The 18134-nt window shown below is 56.6% G+C and carries 16 protein-coding genes; 7 read left to right on the forward strand and 9 right to left on the reverse strand.

The genetic code is table 11. The features are described 5' to 3' along the window. Positions 1–15 precede the first annotated feature (15 nt). Genes rodA through ACR0EO_RS17875 form a run of 5 tightly spaced genes read right to left on the reverse strand, consistent with a single transcriptional unit; the run spans position 16 to position 5634 of the window. Positions 16–1155, reverse strand: coding sequence for a rod shape-determining protein RodA (gene rodA, locus ACR0EO_RS17855; protein ID WP_480692074.1), 1140 nt, complete (start codon positions 1153–1155; stop codon positions 16–18). Then, entirely contained in the window at positions 1152–3101 is a 1950-nt protein-coding gene (gene mrdA, locus ACR0EO_RS17860; RefSeq protein WP_480692076.1) for a penicillin-binding protein 2, read from the reverse strand. Before mrdA ends, rodA begins: the two co-directional genes overlap by 4 nt. After that, on the reverse strand, positions 3098–3634 hold the full coding sequence (locus tag ACR0EO_RS17865) for a rod shape-determining protein MreD (RefSeq protein ID WP_480692078.1): 537 nt from the start codon (positions 3632–3634) through the stop codon (positions 3098–3100). The genes mrdA and ACR0EO_RS17865 overlap by 4 nt, the downstream gene beginning before the upstream one ends. Further along, positions 3627–4529, reverse strand: coding sequence for a rod shape-determining protein MreC (mreC, locus tag ACR0EO_RS17870; protein WP_480692080.1), 903 nt, complete (start codon positions 4527–4529; stop codon positions 3627–3629). The genes ACR0EO_RS17865 and mreC overlap by 8 nt, the downstream gene beginning before the upstream one ends. A gap of 58 nt (positions 4530–4587) precedes the next feature. Then, positions 4588–5634 (reverse strand): rod shape-determining protein, encoded by a 1047-nt coding sequence (locus ACR0EO_RS17875; RefSeq protein WP_039523195.1) that lies wholly within the window; start codon positions 5632–5634, stop codon positions 4588–4590. 155 nt (positions 5635–5789) lie between these two features. On the opposite strand from ACR0EO_RS17875, the gene ACR0EO_RS17880 reads away from it, so the two are divergent. Next, positions 5790–6575 carry a 23S rRNA (adenine(2030)-N(6))-methyltransferase RlmJ gene (locus ACR0EO_RS17880; RefSeq protein ID WP_480692082.1) on the forward strand — a complete coding sequence of 262 codons (786 nt, stop codon included), beginning with the start codon at positions 5790–5792 and terminating at the stop codon, positions 6573–6575. A gap of 111 nt (positions 6576–6686) precedes the next feature. Here ACR0EO_RS17880 and ACR0EO_RS17885 read toward each other — a convergent pair whose 3' ends face one another. After that, a complete protein-coding gene (locus ACR0EO_RS17885; RefSeq protein WP_480692084.1) occupies positions 6687–8255 on the reverse strand; it encodes a 2-isopropylmalate synthase in 1569 nt (522 codons plus the stop codon). A gap of 288 nt (positions 8256–8543) precedes the next feature. Between ACR0EO_RS17885 and ACR0EO_RS17890 the strand changes: the two genes are divergently transcribed. Continuing rightward, positions 8544–9209 (forward strand): SDR family NAD(P)-dependent oxidoreductase, encoded by a 666-nt coding sequence (locus tag ACR0EO_RS17890; RefSeq protein ID WP_480692086.1) that lies wholly within the window; start codon positions 8544–8546, stop codon positions 9207–9209. A 10-nt stretch (positions 9210–9219) separates the two neighbouring features. Here the strand turns inward: ACR0EO_RS17890 and ACR0EO_RS17895 are convergent, their stop codons facing one another. Further along, on the reverse strand, positions 9220–10677 hold the full coding sequence (locus ACR0EO_RS17895; RefSeq protein WP_480692088.1) for an MORN repeat-containing protein: 1458 nt from the start codon (positions 10675–10677) through the stop codon (positions 9220–9222). A gap of 147 nt (positions 10678–10824) precedes the next feature. On the opposite strand from ACR0EO_RS17895, the gene ACR0EO_RS17900 reads away from it, so the two are divergent. The 3 genes from ACR0EO_RS17900 to ACR0EO_RS17910 all read left to right on the forward strand — a co-directional run bounded on the left by ACR0EO_RS17900 (position 10825) and on the right by ACR0EO_RS17910 (position 14550). Next, positions 10825–12483: an NAD+ synthase gene (locus ACR0EO_RS17900; RefSeq protein WP_480692090.1), complete on the forward strand. Its 1659-nt coding sequence runs from the start codon at positions 10825–10827 to the stop codon at positions 12481–12483. Positions 12484–12821: 338 nt separating this feature from the next. After that, a complete protein-coding gene (locus ACR0EO_RS17905; protein ID WP_480692092.1) occupies positions 12822–13064 on the forward strand; it encodes a hypothetical protein in 243 nt (80 codons plus the stop codon). A 157-nt stretch (positions 13065–13221) separates the two neighbouring features. Continuing rightward, positions 13222–14550 carry an NAD(P)/FAD-dependent oxidoreductase gene (locus ACR0EO_RS17910; protein WP_480692094.1) on the forward strand — a complete coding sequence of 443 codons (1329 nt, stop codon included), beginning with the start codon at positions 13222–13224 and terminating at the stop codon, positions 14548–14550. A 5-nt stretch (positions 14551–14555) separates the two neighbouring features. Here ACR0EO_RS17910 and ACR0EO_RS17915 read toward each other — a convergent pair whose 3' ends face one another. After that, complete coding sequence (locus tag ACR0EO_RS17915; RefSeq protein ID WP_480692096.1) at positions 14556–15488, reverse strand: MBL fold metallo-hydrolase; 933 nt, start codon at positions 15486–15488, stop codon at positions 14556–14558. Between the two features lie 116 nt (positions 15489–15604). On the opposite strand from ACR0EO_RS17915, the gene ACR0EO_RS17920 reads away from it, so the two are divergent. Both ACR0EO_RS17920 and gltX read left to right on the forward strand, forming a co-directional pair. Further along, on the forward strand, positions 15605–16039 hold the full coding sequence (locus ACR0EO_RS17920; protein ID WP_480692098.1) for a DUF1801 domain-containing protein: 435 nt from the start codon (positions 15605–15607) through the stop codon (positions 16037–16039). 75 nt (positions 16040–16114) lie between these two features. Then, a complete protein-coding gene (gene gltX, locus ACR0EO_RS17925) occupies positions 16115–17440 on the forward strand; it encodes a glutamate--tRNA ligase (RefSeq protein ID WP_480692100.1) in 1326 nt (441 codons plus the stop codon). A 50-nt stretch (positions 17441–17490) separates the two neighbouring features. On the opposite strand, the gene ACR0EO_RS17930 is transcribed toward gltX, so the two are convergent. Continuing rightward, positions 17491–18060: a gamma-glutamylcyclotransferase family protein gene (locus ACR0EO_RS17930; protein ID WP_480692102.1), complete on the reverse strand. Its 570-nt coding sequence runs from the start codon at positions 18058–18060 to the stop codon at positions 17491–17493. Positions 18061–18134 lie beyond the last annotated feature (74 nt).

Here is an 18134-nt window from a genome sequence, read left to right on the forward strand (position 1 = left end):
AAGAGACCTTTCAGATCAGCGGGGGCGGTGGATATGGGCGCTTTGTACAATACCAAAGGCTGCCATCAGAACCAGCATGGCCGAACCTCCATAGCTCACCATCGGCAAAGGCACACCCACAACTGGGGCAAGGCCCATGACCATCGACATATTGACGGCAAAGAACAGGAAGAAGTTCAGCGCAATGCCCAATGTTACCAGCGACGAGAACCTGTCTTTGGTCGATAATGCAGTGACAAGACAAAACACCAGGATCAGACCGTAAAGGGTCAGAAGGGTAATGCCGCCGACAAAACCGAATTCTTCGGCCAATGTCGTAAAGATGAAGTCGGTGTGTTTCTCGGGCAGAAAGTTCAGTCGCGATTGGGTGCCCTGCATGAAGCCCCGCCCGTTCCAGCCGCCAGAGCCCAGTGCAATTTTGGACTGGGTGATGTGATACCCCGCACCCAAAGGATCCGTTGATGGATCCAAAAACGTATCGATCCGACGGAACTGGTAGTCCTTGAGCAACTGCCAGTCGGTTCCCCGGCTGTTGAAGACGGTGGCAATCAGACCAACCACAGCGGCGATGACTGCGGCGAAATATGCCCAATGGACACCGGCCAGGAACATCAGTCCCCCTCCTGCTGCCAGCAAAAGGATTGAGGTCCCAAGGTCCGGTTGTTTCAGGACCATGAATGTAGGGATCAGGATAAGGGCAACCGGGATCAGAACCCAAAGCGGTCGGGATGTTTTGTGCGAAGGCAGCCAGTCGTAATAGGCCGCCAAGAGCATCACCAACGTAACTTTCATGAGCTCTGAGGGTTGCAATCGCATGAACCCGAGGTCGATCCAACGCTGTGCGCCCATACCGACCGTGCCGAATAGTTCGACAAAAACCAGCAAAGCCAGCGAAACCAGATAAGCCAGTACGGACATATTTCGCCAGAACCAGATCGGCACAAGCGCAACAATAAACATAACCGTCAGGCCCAAGCCAAAGCGCTCTAGCTGTGGTTCGGCCCACGGCGTCCATGATCCGCCTGCCACGGAATAAAGCATCAGGAAACCGGCACTGGCGACACTGATCAGCAGCAGTGTCAGGGGCCAGTTCATATACAGGAATTTGCGGAATCCTGACGGAGTGGATTTTACGGCGTATTCAAGATAGCTCATGCGCGGTCCTTTTCGCTCGGACGCGCTTTGGGGCGACGATCACCCTCCAGCCGTTTTTGCTGTTCCTTGATCCGGTCGCGATCGGCGACAGGGTAGGCTTCTAACGGCGGTGTTCCGTCATAGAGCGCCTGTAGCATAATGTCCCGCGCGACGGGGGCCGCAGCCTTGGAGCCACCACCGCCATGTTCCACCACGACGGCCACCGCGTATTTTGGATTGTCATAGGGGGCAAAGCTCACAAACAGAGCGTGGTCACGGCGCTCCCATGGCAGATCCTCGTTGCGGATAACCCCGGCAGCGCGTTCGGCTTTGGTGATGTTCCGCACTTGACTCGTGCCGGTTTTACCCGCCATTCGGAATTCATCCGCGATAATGCGGCTACGATAGGCTGTACCGCGCCGGTCGTTCGAAACCGAGAACATTGCCTTGCGTACTTGCTCAAGGTTGTTGCGGTTTACCGCCAATGGCTCACCCGCGCCCGAGGGCTGTTCGACTCCGTTCACTGACCGCACCAAGCGTGGTGTTACTGAGCGACCCGTGGCAATTCGCGCTGTCATCACCGCCAGTTGCAGAGGTGAGGCCAGCATGAATCCCTGACCGATCGAAGCGTTGGCCGTGTCGCCTACCAGCCAGTCCTGACCATGAACGCGTTGCTTCCATTCTTGGTTTGGAGCCAACCCGGCGGCTACGGCGGACATTGGGATATCGTGCTTTACACCCAAGCCAAAGGTGCGCGCCATATCCGAGATTTTGTCGATGCCAACTCGCAGGGCCACGTCATAATAGTAAACGTCGCAACTGCGTTTCAGTGAAGTCTCCAGATCAACGGTGCCGTGCCCGCCGCGTTTCCAACAGTGGAACCGCCGGCTCCCGACTTTTAGGTGGCCGGGGCAGTAAACCGTATTGGCGGGTCCGATCACTCCGGCCTCAAGCGCGGCCATGGCGGTGATCATCTTGAAAGTCGAACCGGGTGGGTAAGTACCCTGCACCGTCTTGTTGGCCAGTGGGCGATAATTGTCCTGTGTCAGAGCACGATAGTCTGCGACCGAGATGCCGCGCACAAACAGGTTCGGGTCAAAACTGGGTGCGGAACTGATGGCCCGGATATCTCCGGTCTCACAGTCGATCACCACCGCAGCGGCGCTTTCCCCTGCCAGCCGCGCCTGAGCGTATTGCTGCAGGTTGGCGTCCACTGAAAGCTGTAGGTCGGCGCCGGCAGTCCCTTCCTGTCGATCTAGCTCGCGCATGACGCGGCCTGTCGCGTTGACTTCGACCCGTTTGGCTCCGGCCTTACCGCGGAGTGAGATCTCCTGCTTGGCTTCCAACCCGACCTTGCCGATCTGAAAGCGCGGGATTCGCAGAACCGGCTCGGGATCTTCGATCTGGCTCAGGTCATAATCGCTGACAGGGCCCACATAACCTACCACATGGGCAAAATCTTCGTAACGCGGGTATTGGCGTGTCATGCCGACTTCGGGTGTTACTCCAGGTAGCGCAGGCGCGTTGACCGCGACTTTCGAGATGTCTTCCCAAGTCACCTGATCGGCCAGTGTAACCGGAAGGAACGGTGCAGAGCGGCGCATCTCAGCCTTGGCGCGTTCAACTTCATCTTGTGTCAGTGGGATGAGTTCCGACAGTTTGGCGATGACTTTGTCTATGTCACCTGCGTCTTCGCGCACGATGACAATGCGGTAAGAAGGTGAGTTTAGGCCAATGACTTGGCCGTTTCGATCATAAATGCGACCGCGTGTTGGCGGGATCAAACGGATATTGATCCGGTTTTCTTCGGCTAGCAGGCGGTATTCGTCTGCCTGATCAACCTGCATGAAACGCATCCGAGCCGCCAAGCCTGCGATAAAGGCGGTTTGCAGACCACCCAGAATAAGTGCTCTTCGCGGTAGGCGTTTATAAGCGAGGCCCTGCGTCTTCGGTTTTCGTTGCTTCATGGCCGCGCCCCCAACGTTCCGCTGTCATTGGAAGACGCGCGTCGAATGCCCAGCCCGTTCTGGCTGAGTAGAACGATGAGTGGGTAGACCGCTATTGTGAACACCACTTGCATTACGACTGGACCCAATGCTGCTTGCTGTACCGACAGGATAGCAAGAATGATGCGGTTGAGCACGAAAACCGCAGAAATCACCACGGCAACCGTTGACCACTCTCCTGCAAACCCGGAGTCCTTCATGCCGGGCGTCGCAGACCTTAGGTAAGCTGAGCCAAGCACCACAAGCGCCGCTAGCAAGCCGGGTGGACGTTGCAGCAGCAGATCGGCCATCAGCATGACGAACGCGACCAGCAAGATCGGCACATATTCTGGACGACGGACAACCCAGGCAAAGGTCAGTGCAATCAACAGGTCTGGAAAGGGCCAGCGATCAGGCTGTGTATCCAACGGCAAGAGATGCAGGAACATGATCAGGGCGGCCAAAAAAAGAAAAAGGCCGCGTTTGGACCAAAGTTGGGAGGTTGGGCTACCCATCACCGGCCTCCGAAGGTGTCAATGCCGCCTCGGGCCGTTTGGGGCCTACAATATCGCCCGACTCCTGAATGCGGGGCGCGGATTGATAGCGCAGCACCCTGAGGAATTCGAGCCGCTCGAAGTCAGCAGACAGCCGGACTCGAAGCCGACCGCCGGGATCAGCTGTGATCTGCCCGATCAACAGGCCAGCCGGAAACACGCCGCCGTCACCCGATGTCACAACTCGGTCACCGGGTCGGACCAACTCGCGGTTTTCCAGAAATTCGACCGACGGTGCAGGGGTGTTGTCGCCCGTAATCAAAGCAGTTTGCCCTGAAGGTTGAATGGTTGCCGGGATCGCGCTTGACGCGTCAGTCATCAGGATCACGCGGGCCGTGTCAGGCCCAACGCCGGATATCCGACCGACGACGCCGATGCCATCCATTGTCGCCCATCCATCCTTGATCCCGTCGCGTTCTCCTACGTTTAGCAGAACCGACTGCCGGAAAGGCGAACCGCTGTCGGCCATGACAACACCAGTGATGTAGGTAAGCCTCGGGTCCAGCCGCACGTTGTTCAAATCCAGCAAGCGTGCGTTTTCCTGCTCAAGTTGCAGCGCGGCTTCTTTCCACGCACGCATAAGACGTAATTCGCTGCGCAATTCTTGGTTTTGCTCGCTCAGCCGCTGATAGCTTTGGAAATCCCTGACCAAGTTGACGACCGCAGTGACCGGAACCATTGCCCATTCCATCGACGGCACGACCCTGTCCACGACTTGCGCACGGAATCGTTCGACACGTGGGCTGTCGATCCGCCACACAAGGAAGATGCCAAGCAGGCACAGCACAACAATCCCCAAAAGCAAGCGGCGCAAGGGGGTGGTGTATTCGTCGCGCTGTGATCGGTCTTTTGCCACAGGACTCCTTCCCGTGCTGCTCGTGCCGAGTTTACCCTATTTTCAAAGGGTGCGCGCCTTAGCTTTCGTAGTCAATCGCGTGGCGCAGTTGTTTTTCGTATTCCAGAGCTTTGCCTGTGCCCAAAGCCACACAATTGAGGCTTTCGTCGGCAATAGAAACGGCGAGACCGGTCTGCTCGCGCAGCGCCAGGTCCAGATCGCCCAGCAGCGCACCGCCACCGGTCAGCATCACGCCCCGATCCACAATATCGGCGGCCAGATCCGGAGGTGTGGTTTCGAGAGCGGTCATCACCGCTTCGCAGATTTGCTGCACAGGTTCCGAAAGCGCCTCGGCCACCTGGGCCTGGCTGATTTCAATTTCCTTTGGCACGCCGTTCAAAAGGTCACGGCCGCGGATATGCATGGACTGGCCGCGTCCATCGTCGGGCATACGCGCAGTACCAATGGTGGTCTTGATGCGTTCGGCAGTGGATTCGCCGACCAGCAGGTTTTGCTGACGGCGCAGGTACGAGATGATGGCCTCGTCCATACGGTCGCCACCTACACGGACCGAGCGAGCATAAACGATGTCACCCAACGACAGGACGGCGACCTCAGTTGTACCACCACCGATATCAACAACCATGTTACCGGTTGGGTCAGTGATAGGCATACCTGCACCAATTGCGGCGGCGATAGGTTCTGCGATCAGACCAGCGCGGCGTGCACCTGCGGACAGGACCGACTGACGGATTGCGCGTTTTTCAACGGGTGTCGCGCCATGGGGGACGCAGACGATAATCTTGGGTTTCGAAAAGGTCGAGCGTTTGTGCACCTTGCGGATGAAGTGCTTGATCATTTCCTCGGCGGTGTCGAAATCGGCAATTACGCCTTCACGCATTGGGCGGATCGCTTCGATCGAACCCGGCGTTCGGCCCAGCATCAGCTTGGCGTCCTCGCCTACGGCCAGCACTTTTTTCACGCCGTCTTTGACGTGGTAGGCGACCACTGAAGGCTCAGACAGGATTACACCGCGCCCCTTGACGTAAACCAGCGTATTCGCCGTTCCAAGGTCGATAGCCATGTCCGCTGTGAACAGGCCGCCCAGATTGCCAAAGATCCCCATGTTTTCCCTGATCCTGTATGTCGATTTTTCTACTGCCCGCGACTCGACGGTTCCGGGACGGATGACTTATAGGGTGCCATCACGCCCGGTAAAAGGGCTGATTCCGCGATAATCAGCGCCTTTCCGCCTTATTGATGGGGACTTTAGAAGGCAATATGCTCTCATATCAACACATTTACCACGCTGGAAATCTGGCTGATGTGCAAAAGCACGCTTTGTTGGCATGTGTGCTGGAATATCTGACACGTAAGGACAAACCCCTTACCTACTTGGAAACTCATTCCGGACGTGGCCTCTATAATCTGAATGCGGCAGAGGCTGTGCGTACTGGAGAGGCCGAGGCGGGTATCCGACACGTCCAACAAGCAGACTGGTTTGGTCAGGACCATCCTTTGGAACGGGCAATTCACGCTGTGCAGGAGAGATATGGGGCGGACGCCTATCCCGGGTCTCCGATGATCGCAGCTAATCTGCTGAGAGAACAAGACAGCCTGCACTTTGCAGAACTGCACCCGCAAGAACACACTGCTCTGGCGATGGCAATGTCGCCGTTTGGGGCCAAGGTCTATAAACAGGATGGGTATGAGTTGGCGCAATCCCTGCTGCCGCCAACGCCGCGTCGTGGTGTAATGCTGATCGACCCGAGCTATGAGGTGAAATCAGAATACGACCGTCTGCCCGGTATCATCGGCAAATTACACCGAAAATGGAACGTGGGCGTGATTGCGCTGTGGTATCCAATTCTCACCGATGATCGCCATCGATCGATGGTTGCAGCCCTAAAGGCGCAGAACTTGCCAAAAACGTTGTGTCACGAGGTGCGATTTGGTCCGGTGCGTGATGGGCACCGTATGATCGGATCGGGCATGTTTGTTATAAACACGCCCTTCGGGCTGCAAGATGAGGCATCTCGGTTAACGGCTCTGTTCCAAAAGCTCTGAAACCAGCTTGCCTTTGGCCGCATGAGACTTCGGCGCCGCAGGTGCCAAATCCCGACAGTGTGCAGAAAGGCCGGGCCGCCGCATTTGCGGGAGCCCGGACTATGGTTGCAGTTAAGTCAGGTCTTTATAGCTGATCTCACGCGTGTCCGCGCCAGGACCGGTTTTTTCGCGGCGCACAACCAATCGGTTCAGAGCATGGATATAGGCCTTGGCCGACGCAACGACCGTGTCCGTATTGGCAGATTGACCCGTTGCGATCATGCCGTCCTCACTCAGCCGAACCGAAACGGTTGCTTGCGCATCGGTTCCTTCTGTTACGGCATGGACCTGATACAGCTGCAGACGGGCTGTATTGGGGTAGATCGCCCGGATCGCTTTGAATGTTGCATCCACTGGACCGTCGCCATGTTCGGTGGCGATGATGTCTTTGCCGTCCACTTCAAGCTCAACTGTTGCTTCGGCCTGACCGCCGGTGCCACATGTCACTTTCATCGAAACCAGCTGCAGATAATCGTCTTCTTCATCCAGCGTCATCAGCGCGATGAGGTCGTCGTCGAAAACCTCTTTCTTACGATCGGCCAGATCTTTGAAGCGGACAAAGATGTCCTTGAGTTGGTTGTCGCCTACCTCATAGCCCAAAGTTTCCAGCTTATCCCGCAAGGCGGCACGGCCCGAGTGCTTGCCCAAGGGCAAAGATGTACCGGACAAGCCGATATCCTCGGGGCGCATGATCTCAAAATTTTCGCGGTTTTTCAGCATCCCATCTTGGTGAATGCCGCTTTCATGTGCAAAGGCGTTCTTGCCGACGATAGCTTTGTTGAACTGCACGTTGAAGCCCGACACCGTAGCGACCCGACGCGAGATATGCATGATCTTGGTGGTGTCAATGCCGGTGTGCCACGGCATGATGTCGTTACGAGTGCGCAGCGCCATGACGACCTCTTCCAAAGCCGTATTGCCTGCACGTTCACCCAAACCGTTGATGGTGCATTCGATCTGACGCGCGCCACCTGCGACAGCGGCCAGAGAGTTCGCGGTCGCCATCCCAAGGTCGTTGTGGCAGTGGGTGGCAAAAACCACCTCATCCGCGCCCGGTACGGTCTCGATCAGGCGTTTGATCAGGTCGGCGCTTTCCACTGGGGCGGTGTAGCCCACGGTGTCAGGGATATTGATCGTGGTTGCGCCCGCTTTGATGGCAATCTCGATCACGCGGCAAAGGTAGTCCCACTCGGTCCGGGTCGCATCCATCGGCGACCACTGCACGTTTTCGCACAGGTTGCGAGCGTGGCTGACGGTTTCGTGGATCTTCTCGGCCATTTCGTCCTGTGTCAGGTTCGGAATGGCACGGTGCAGAGGCGATGTGCCGATGAATGTATGAATGCGGTTCTTCTCGGCGTGCTTCACGGCCTCCCAGCAGCGGTCGATATCGGCGAAGTTCGCACGGGCCAGACCGCAAATACGGCTGTTCTTGGACCGTTGGGCGATCTCTGACACGGCTTTGAAGTCGCCCTCGGATGCGATGGGGAAACCGGCCTCGATGATGTCGACACCCATTTCGTCCAACAGCTCAGCAATCTCGAGCTTTTCGTCATGGGTCATTGTGGCGCCGGGGCTCTGCTCGCCGTCGCGCAAAGTGGTATCGAAGATCAAGACGCGGTCTTGGTCGGTCACGTTAGTCATGGGAATCTCTTTCTTGTCTGTCCTAAAGCCTGTGGCGCGCTGGCGTCCTCCTCTGAGCGGGCGCGCCGGATGGCACGCTCAGAGGCGGATTAGGATCAGTAGGCCACGCAGAGACGCACCGCGAATGGCGGTGTCGGCAACAAAGATATCTGCGCGGTTGATCATGGGGCAGAATGTATACAGAGCGCGTCTGGAATGAAAAGACCAATTTATACAATAACCGTCCAAGGCGTGCTTCTTTTCGCCCGGATCGTTGATCCACTGGCTAAGCCGACTAGGTGGTTTCCCATGAAAACAGCTTTGATTATCGGATCAACAGGGGGAATCGGGCGGGCGGTCTTTGCTCGCCTGGAGGATCAAGGAGTCGCGGTTCAGGGTTTGTCGCGTTCGGTCGACGGGTTCGACCTGACCGACCCTGACAGCGTTTCTCGGACGTTGAACGCGATACCGGGTCCGGTCGACATGATATTTGTTGCCTCGGGCGCGTTGGAAATAGACGGCGCAGCGCCGGAAAAAACGCTGCGCGGAGTTTCGGCGGCCGCGATGATGGGCCACTTCGCGTTGAACGCCGTAGGCCCTGCCTTGGTTCTTAGCCATGCGGCGCGACTATTACCGCGCGATCGCCGTGCAGTCTTTGCTGTGCTGTCAGCTCGGGTGGGATCGATTGGGGACAACCGTTTGGGCGGGTGGGTCAGCTACCGTGCGGCAAAGGCGGCGGTGAATCAGATCGTCCATACCGGGGCGATCGAATTGGCGCGAACGCATAAGCAGGCAATTTGTGTTGCGCTGCACCCGGGAACAGTAAAGACGGAATTTACCCGCAAATACCTTGGCCGACATCCTGCTGTCGAACCCGACGAAGCCGCTGCGAACTTGCTGTCTGTCGTACAGCGGTTAACGCCAGCAGAAACTGGCGGTTTTTTTGACTCGGCAGGAGAACCGGTGCCTTGGTAATACCCCGTTTTTAACCGTCTGAAGCCTCTGGCTCGGGTTCAACGGTTTCGCTTGCTTCTGGAGTACTCTCGTCATCAGATTCGGCAAGCTCTCCGTCTTTCCACACGCCAGTCTCTTCTTCGCCATTGGCGTAGCGCATGGTTCCATTGCCCTGACGTTTTGCATCCACAAAGCTGCCTTCGTAGACGTCGCCGCTTGGGTAGGTCGCCGTTCCGACGCCGGTGATTTTTCCTTCGGCCCATTCACCGGAATAGCTAAAGTTGTTGGCCATCACTATTTCGCCCTGACCGTGGCGTTTGCCGGCCAGAAATTCGCCCGAGTAAACAGTCCCGTCTGGGTAGGTGGATTTGCCTTTACCTTGCCGTAAACCATCAACCCATTCACCGTCATAGCTGGAACCGTCGGCCGAAGTCAGAATGCCTTTGCCGTGGTTCTTGGCGTTTTTGAACTGGCCTTTGTAGACTGTGCCATTGGGGTAAGTGGATACGCCTCGCCCTTCGATAACTCCGGCAATCCAATCCCCATCGTAGGTGGATCCGTCCGTATAAGTGATCCGGCCTTTACCTTCGGCGAGATCTGCCTTGAAATCACCCACATAGATCGAGCCATCGGGATAGGTGACTTCGCCCAAGCCTTCGATCAGACCTTTGGTCCACTCGCCGGTGTAAACATACCCGTCAGTTCCGGTGTAGGTGCCCTGTCCGTGGCGGAAATCATCCTCGTAGTCGCCTTCGTAGACATCGCCGTTGGCGTAAACCACTTTGCCCTTGCCCTGGCGTCGCCCGTCAACCAGCGAGCCTTCGTAGACGTCGCCATTTACGTAGGACAGGCGCCCATTGCCGGTGATGCGATCTTCGGCCCAATCGCCCTTATATGCCATGCCGTCGGGAAGGGTCAGTGTGCCTTTGCCATGACGCTTTCCATCTTTGATGTCGCCTTCATAGACGCCGCCTTCAGCATAGGTGATTTTGCCTGCGCCTTGCTTGACGCCGTCTATCCAATCACCGCCGTAACTGTAGCCTGAGGCTGTCGTCATGACACCCTTGCCGTGATAACGGGCATCTTTGAAACCACCCTCGTACCGCGCACCGTTGGCATAGATCGCCAGACCGTTGCCGTTGATTGTTCCGTTCGACCAATCACCTTCATAGCTGCCACCATCGGCGTAGAGAATCTTGCCCTGCCCCTCCGGCTGGCCTTTGGCGAACATTCCTTCGTAGACCGACCCGTTGGCATAACGAGCGATGCCTTTGCCCTGGATCTCACCTTCGACCCACTCGCCCTCATATTCGAAGCCATTTGGCAGGCGATAGGTGCCAGTTCCGTGGCGCAGGCCGTTTTCGAACGTGCCTTCATAAACACCACCGACATCGTCATCTGCGACGATCACTTCATCACTCTGTGCGGCGGCGCTGGCTGCGATGATCGCTAGCGCTGATACGGCAATAGAAATGCGGAATGCGTTCATAATCGTTCCTGCCTGCCCGGTTCTAAATCCTTTTGCGCAAAACTAAGGTACGCGCGGGGGCAGAGCAACGTGTTTTGCCGCATTTGCCTTTCACTCGCGCAATGATCTGCTAAATGGCAATAAGACTGACGAGGGCAAGAGGGCACCATGGCCGACCGTTTCCGCATCACTTTGGCGCAACTCAACCCAACTGTTGGGGATATCGAAGGCAATGCCGCCAAGGCGTTAGCTGCTTGGGAACAGGCGCGCGATGCCGGGGCCAATCTGGTTGCGCTCCCTGAAATGTTCATCACCGGCTACAATACGCAGGACTTGGTGATGAAGCCTGTGTTCCACCAAGCCGCGATGGCTGCCGTCGAAGAACTGGCCGTCAAATGTGCCGAAGGCCCCGCGATGGCAATTGGTGGGCCATGGGTGGAAGATGAAAACCTGTACAACGCCTACCTCATTCTTAAGGGTGGGCGGATCGGCAGCAAGGTGCTGAAACACCACTTGCCCAACGAGACAGTGTTTGACGAAGTGCGGCTCTATGATTCCGGACCGTTGGGCGGCCCTTACTCCGTAGGCAATGCGCGCATCGGCAGCCCGATTTGCGAGGACAGCTGGCATCCTGATGTGGCCGAGACTTTGGAGGAAACTGGCGCCGAGTTTCTGCTGATTCCCAACGGATCCCCTTATTTCCGCAACAAGTACGACGTGCGTCTGAATCACATGGTTGCCCGTGTGGTCGAAACGGGCCTTCCGCTCATTTACCTGAACATGGTCGGCGGACAGGACGACCAAGTGTTCGACGGTGCAACGTTCGGCTTGAACCCAGGCGGAGAGCTGGCATTCCGTATGCCCGTCTTTGACGAGGCCATAGCTCATGTGGACCTGGAACGCGGGGATCACAGCTGGCGTATTGTGCCTGCCGAGGTCGTTCCGCAACCGGATGAATGGGAGCAGGACTATCGTGCGATGGTGCAGTCCTTGCGCGACTATATGGGCAAGACGGGCTTCAAGAAGGCTCTGTTGGGTCTGTCAGGTGGGGTTGATTCCGCATTGGTCGCAGCGATTGCGGTGGATGCCATTGGCGCGGACAATGTGCGCTGTGTGATGTTGCCTTCGGAATATACAAGTCAGGACTCGCTGGATGACGCAGAGGCTGTCGCCAAAGCGCTGGGCGTCCATTACGATTACGTTCCAATTTCTGACAGCCGGGCGGCAGTAACGAATACTCTGGGTCCGCTTTTTGCTGGTCGCGAGGCAGATCTGACCGAAGAAAATATTCAATCCCGACTGCGCGGCCTGTTGCTGATGGCAATCTCGAACAAATTCGGCGAGATGTTGTTGACCACAGGCAACAAATCCGAAGTCGCGGTGGGTTATGCTACCATCTATGGCGACATGAACGGTGGGTATAACCCGATCAAAGATCTGTATAAAACGCGCGTCTTCGAAACCTGTCGCTGGCGTAATGCTAATCATCGCGATTGGATGATGGGGCCACAGGGTGAGGTGATCCGCCCATCGGTTATCGACAAGCCACCAAGTGCCGAGTTGCGCGAGGATCAGAAAGACAGCGATAGCCTTCCAGATTATCCGATTCTGGACGCGATCCTGGACATTCTCGTCGATCAGGAGGGTTCGATTGCCGATTGCGTCGAGGCCGGTTTCGAAGAGGACGTCGCCCGGCGCGTCGAGCATCTTATCTACATCAGCGAGTATAAGCGCTTTCAATCTGCCCCGGGAACACGCTTGACCAGTAGAGCATTCTGGCTGGATCGCAGATATCCACTCGTGAATCGTTGGCGCGATCCAAGCTGAGTTGGTTGGGTCGCAAACAGCGGAATTTCGTTTCCACATTTCCTACAGTTCAGATCATTTTTTGAAACTGTTTCCCGTGGCTGGGGCGGCCTGACGGCTTCCAAAGCAATGGTTAACTGACGTCTTGAAATGGCGACATTTTTTTGCCACATTTTAGCTTAATTAATGCCTCATGTGGGGCAGTGCGACACAATTGAGTTCGCTCTCTGGTTAACCGGCTATGTGAAGCCGGATTCGAATGTGGCGCATCTGGTGTTAGATGTCTGAGTTAACGATTTGGTGCTATTATGTATGAGGGATATGACAAGCCGCTTCACCCGCCTCTAAGGTATAAATCCATGGAGTCCGAAGGTGGGGCGCTGGATGAGGCCAAGCTGGATTCAGCGATCGCCGATTTGCTGAGCGAAGAAGGTGACGAAGAACCCGAGCAACCGGTCGCTGCCGAAGTCGCAGCGAGAAGTGAACAGGTTTTCCCGGATTTGTCTGAGCAAGACGAAATAGATTTTGAAACTGCTGGGCAAGACAATGGGTTCGCTGCGGCGATCCGTCAAAAATTGGCCGAGTTGCGCGGCGCGGCCTGAATTCAGGTTTACTAACTGACGGCGCGGCTTTTGAGCTGCGCCTTTGGCGTTATAGCCACATCCCCGAAAAATCCTTGGGCAAGCGGTGCAGGGCGTGTTGCCTGTTCCGCAGTTCCTCGACTTCATTGCCGATAGAGTAACGAAGTAAGAGCGGTTGATGCCCGGCCCTAAACCAACCCCCGTCGAGCCAGATTTATCCCTCCCAAAATCCGTGGACGTTGTCGTGATTGGTGGCGGCATCATCGGAACGTCAACAGCGTTAGAGCTATCTGAGCGCGGTGCATCGGTGTTGTTGTGCGAAAAAGGCCAGATTGGTGCCGAGCAGAGCTCTCGAAACTGGGGTTGGGTGCGTCTGGGGATGCGCGATCCGCGAGAAATCCCGCTGATGGTCGAGGCTCTTCGTATCTGGCAGGGGCTAGATCAGCGTTTGGGCCGAAAGACCGGATATACACGGTCCGGTATCGTGTTCGGTGCCTCAAGTGAAAAGGACCGGGACGATCTTGCACGTTGGATGAGAAACGTTGACGGCTTGCAAACCGGAGCCAAGATTGTGTCCGGGGCAGAGCTCGACGAATTGGTGCCGGATAACCGAGTCGACGTGAAATACGCATTGCACATGCCTCAGGACGGGCGGGCCGAGCCGCAATGGGCCGCTCCGGCAATCGCTGAGGCAGCGCGTGACCGAGGGGCGGTTCTGATGACCAACTGCGCAGTGCGCAGTCTGGATGTTCAGAATGATCGTATTGCAGGGGTATTCACCGAGCGAGGACGCGTGGCATGCAACCATGTTGTTTTGGCCGGTGGGGCGTGGTCCCGGTTGTTTGCGGGTAACGCCGGAATCGACCTGCCGCAGCTCAAAGTCATGAACACCGTGTTGCGAACTTCGCCAGTCGAGGGACCGGAGGCTGCATTTTGGTCGGATGACTTTGCGATCCGCAAACGCGAGGACGGTGGTTACACGATCGCCTCGGGCCACGGAAATGTCGTGGATGTTGTGCCAGACAGTTTTCGGCTGGCAGTCCGGTTTCTGCCTGCATTGGCGCAGGAATGGCGGTCCCTTGGCTTCCGACTTTCAAAACGTTGGGCGATTGAAGCGCGGCAGGACAGAACGTGGCTGCCGACAGATGTTACGCCCTTTGAGCACTGTCGAATTCTCGACCCAGAGCCTTCGCAGAAGCTGCTGCGCCGGGCGTGGACCCGTGCGCGTCGTGGTTTGCCGGTCCTGGAGCAGGCAGAAATAGTTCAGAGTTGGGCAGGTATGATCGACGTAACACCTGACGCGATCCCAGTCATCTCGGGCGTTGATCAAATTCAGGGAATGTTCATCGCCACCGGGTTTTCTGGTCATGGTTTTGGCATTGGTCCGGGGGCGGGCAGGCTTATGGCCGATTTGGTTGAAGGATCTCAGCCGTGTGTTGATCCGGCCGCTTTTCGCCTTGCCCGATTTACGGATGGCTCCAAAGTGCGGCCGGATGCAGGGTTTTAAACCTGTCAGCCCATCATCTGATAGCTGACTGGGACAAAGCGGAAGCCCTCTCCGCGTGTTTCAACGTAGCCCGCCGCGGGGAAGGGCATGTGGTAGCCGATCATCGGTACCTTGTCAGCGGCCAGCATCCCTAGCACATTTCTGCGTGACGCGGTCGCCGCGGCTTTGTCCATGTCAAACCGCACCTCCCACTCGGGGTGTGCAAAGGACCATACATAATGGTTGGCCAAATCTGCCGTCAGAACCAAGCGCTGACCGTTGCTTTCCAGATGATAGACCGTGTGCCCTGGCGTGTGGCCATAGGCGGCAACTGCGGTGATACCAGAGGTGACTTCGCCGCCGTCTTCAAGAAATGTCATCTTCTCAGCCAGCGGTGTGACTTTGGCGGCAACAAGATCGCCAACGCGATTGCCTGCGTCCTGAGCTGCCCAGAAATCATATTCGGGCGACGCGGTGATATAACGCGCGTTCGGGAAAGTCGGTGCGTCATCAGTGGTCATTCCACCGATATGGTCCGGGTGCATATGGGTCAGAACAACCACGTTGATTTGGTCCGGGGTGACCCCTGCATCAGCCAAAGCGGCCTGAATGCCGCCTTGTCCAAGTCCGGTGTCAAACAGGATCAGCTCTGAGCCCGTATTGACCAGCGTCGGAGTAAAGAAGAACTGAGCGATATCAGTCGGAATGAAATTGTCAGCTGAAACCTTGGCGAATTCTTCATCCGAAGCGCCGCCGCCGAATATCTCTTTGGCACCATCGCGAGGCAGGCTTCCATCCAGCAATGTGGTGACGGTAAAGTCGCCAACGTTAAACGATTTAGCGATCGTTGAGTTCGCCTTGCTGTCTGTTCCTGCTGCCAGTACCGGTGCTGCGGCCGAAGCAAAAGGTAAAGCCGCTGCTGCACCCAGCGCAGCGCGGCGTGTCAGTTTAATTGTCATATTCATTCTCCCTGTCAGGATCCATTCGGATGAGTTAGGGCGGCACGAAACCCCTGCCACTATATAAGCCATTCACATGGGGTGCGTGGATGAACATTACGTGTTAATTTTTGTTCATGCCTACATTGGGAAATAAAACCGTTCCAACAGAGCAGAGCGTTGATGCTTTTCTGGCGACGGTTCAGCCGGATCGGCGGGCTCAAGACGCGCGCGCTCTGGACAAGCTATTTCGGTCGGTGACGGGTTTTGCACCGGTCATGTGGGGTCCGTCGATTGTGGGATACGGGCGCTATCACTATCGATACCAATCTGGCCGCGAGGGGGATTTCCTTGCGACAGGTTTTTCCCCGCGTAAGACAGCGCTTTCGATATACATTATGCCGGGCTATGCGGATTTTAGCAGCATCCTGGATCGGTTGGGAAAGCACAAGATCGGCAAGTCCTGCCTGTATATGAACAAGCTGGCAGACATTGATTTGGACGTTCTGTCCGAATTGATCCGCGCTGGCCTGACAAACCTTGGCAGATCGTGGGCTGTGGAACCCTCCTGAATCACCTGTTGGATCAAGCGGCGGGTGGACAAAAACGCGCCTTTGTGACAAGAGCCGCGCCAACAGGAGATATCCATGACCACCACCCGTTTTGCTCCGTCGCCCACCGGTTACATCCATGTGGGCAACCTGCGCACCGCCTTGATGAACTATCTGATCGCCCGCAAGGCTGGCGGCACGTTCATTCTGCGCATCGACGATACCGATCCTGAGCGGTCGAAAGAAGAATATGTTGATGCCATTAAACAGGATATGGAATGGCTGGGCCTGCATTGGGACCGGATCGAGCGTCAGTCAGATCGTCTTGACCGTTATGCCGAAGCCGCCGACAAGCTGCGGGACATGGGCCGGTTCTATGAGGCTTTCGAGACGCCGACCGAACTGGATCTTAAACGCAAAAAGCAACTGAACATGGGCAAGCCACCGGTATATGACCGCGCTGCGCTGAACCTGTCTGATGCTGAGAAAGAGGCGCTGCGGGCCGAACGTGGTAACGGCGTCTGGCGTTTTAAGCTGGATCATGAACGGATCGATTGGCACGACGGTATCCTAGGAGACATCTCGATTGATGCAGCCTCGGTTTCCGACCCGGTGCTTATCCGTGGTGACGGTCAGGTACTGTATACGATCGCTTCGGTTGTGGACGACACTGAAATGGGTGTTACGGATGTGGTGCGTGGTTCAGACCACGTAACTAACACGGCAACGCAGATTCAGATCATCGAGGCGCTGGGCGGTACATGCCCGCGGTTCGCGCATCATTCGCTGTTGACCGGTCCCCAAGGTGAGGCGTTGTCAAAGCGTTTGGGGACACTGGCCCTGCGCGATCTGCGTGAGCAGGGTGTGCAACCGATGGCTCTGCTGAGCTTGATGGCGCGGCTGGGGTCTTCAGACCCGGTTGAGCTGCGCTCGGAAATGGCTGAATTGGTCGAGGGCTTTGACATCCATCGCTTTGGGGCTGCACCGACCAAGTTCGATGTACAGGATCTTTTCCCGCTGACGGCCAAGCACCTGCAATCTCTTCCTTTGGCGGATGTGGCTGATGCCGTTGCCGGTGCAGGCGTTCCAGCCGAACTGGCCGAACCGTTTTGGGCAATGGCGCGCGAGAACATAACCACCCTGGCTGATCTCAAAGGCTGGTGGGAACTTTGCCGCGACGGAGCAGAGCCATTGATCGCCGATGAGGATCGCGAATTCATCGCCGAAGCGATTGCCTTGCTACCCGAAGGTCCTTTCAATGGCGAGACCTGGGGGCAGTGGACTGCTGCTGTGAAAGAGGCGACGGGACGCAAGGGCAAAGGCTTGTTCATGCCGCTGCGCAAGGCGCTGACCGGAATGGAGCGCGGTCCTGAGATGGCTGCTCTGCTGCCTTTGCTTCAGGTCATTCGTGCCCGCGGTTGATCCAAGCTTTTTGGGAATTGAAGGGGCGGGGCCGATGAGCCTCGCCTTTTTTATGCGGTCTGTACGATGTGGGCCGCGATACGCTGCAGGCGGGCGTCTACAAATTCTGTCTCTAAGGGTTTTAGCTGCTGGTGGCGTGGGTATCGCGGCTCGGCCCTATCGTTAAGGATCGTTGCGTTCCATCCGTCGGTGGTCGAGAAAAAGCGGTCGGCACCGTCCTCACCAAACGTGCGCAGATAGCCTTGCACAACTACGTCGATATAGCTCAGCAGCAGCGGGTATTGGTCGCTGGGCTCGTTGTGGCGGTCTTGCGGAACGGAATACACCGCGATTTCGATCTCATGCGTTAAGGAATGAACGACGGAATGCGTTGCTGGAATGCGGTCGTAAGCCCATTCGCGCTCATCCAACGCGGCCCAGTCGTTTTTCGGGACATGAGCAATCATACCTTCGATCTCGGAATCTGCATCGGGTACGACCGTCAGAAAGGCAACCGGACGCAGATCCGTATGTCGCCAAGCGCGCCTCCACCCTTTCAGTTTAGCGGGCCTTGGGTCTGGAAAATCGTGAGTAGCCAGGTTCACAAGGCTGCCATAGCCAAAGAAATAAGGGTCTGCCATCGGCCGCCAACTCCTTTTAGAGCGATTGATGTATGTCAAACCGCTTTTTTGTCCGACATGCAATAAGATCGCAT

The organism is Ruegeria sp. BE9 (assembly GCF_056538765.1).

Coding starts and splice junctions, on each gene's coding strand:
- rodA (WP_480692074.1), bottom strand. CDS start 1,155: ATGAGCTATCTTGAATACGCCGTAAAATCCACTCCGTCAGGATTCCGC.
- mrdA (WP_480692076.1), bottom strand. CDS start 3,101: ATGAAGCAACGAAAACCGAAGACGCAGGGCCTCGCTTATAAACGCCTA.
- ACR0EO_RS17865 (WP_480692078.1), bottom strand. CDS start 3,634: ATGGGTAGCCCAACCTCCCAACTTTGGTCCAAACGCGGCCTTTTTCTT.
- ACR0EO_RS17875 (WP_039523195.1), bottom strand. CDS start 5,634: ATGGGGATCTTTGGCAATCTGGGCGGCCTGTTCACAGCGGACATGGCT.
- ACR0EO_RS17880 (WP_480692082.1), top strand. CDS start 5,790: ATGCTCTCATATCAACACATTTACCACGCTGGAAATCTGGCTGATGTG.
- ACR0EO_RS17885 (WP_480692084.1), bottom strand. CDS start 8,255: ATGACTAACGTGACCGACCAAGACCGCGTCTTGATCTTCGATACCACT.
- ACR0EO_RS17890 (WP_480692086.1), top strand. CDS start 8,544: ATGAAAACAGCTTTGATTATCGGATCAACAGGGGGAATCGGGCGGGCG.
- ACR0EO_RS17895 (WP_480692088.1), bottom strand. CDS start 10,677: ATGAACGCATTCCGCATTTCTATTGCCGTATCAGCGCTAGCGATCATC.
- ACR0EO_RS17900 (WP_480692090.1), top strand. CDS start 10,825: ATGGCCGACCGTTTCCGCATCACTTTGGCGCAACTCAACCCAACTGTT.
- ACR0EO_RS17905 (WP_480692092.1), top strand. CDS start 12,822: ATGGAGTCCGAAGGTGGGGCGCTGGATGAGGCCAAGCTGGATTCAGCG.
- ACR0EO_RS17910 (WP_480692094.1), top strand. CDS start 13,222: ATGCCCGGCCCTAAACCAACCCCCGTCGAGCCAGATTTATCCCTCCCA.
- ACR0EO_RS17915 (WP_480692096.1), bottom strand. CDS start 15,488: ATGACAATTAAACTGACACGCCGCGCTGCGCTGGGTGCAGCAGCGGCT.
- ACR0EO_RS17920 (WP_480692098.1), top strand. CDS start 15,605: ATGCCTACATTGGGAAATAAAACCGTTCCAACAGAGCAGAGCGTTGAT.
- gltX (WP_480692100.1), top strand. CDS start 16,115: ATGACCACCACCCGTTTTGCTCCGTCGCCCACCGGTTACATCCATGTG.
- ACR0EO_RS17930 (WP_480692102.1), bottom strand. CDS start 18,060: ATGGCAGACCCTTATTTCTTTGGCTATGGCAGCCTTGTGAACCTGGCT.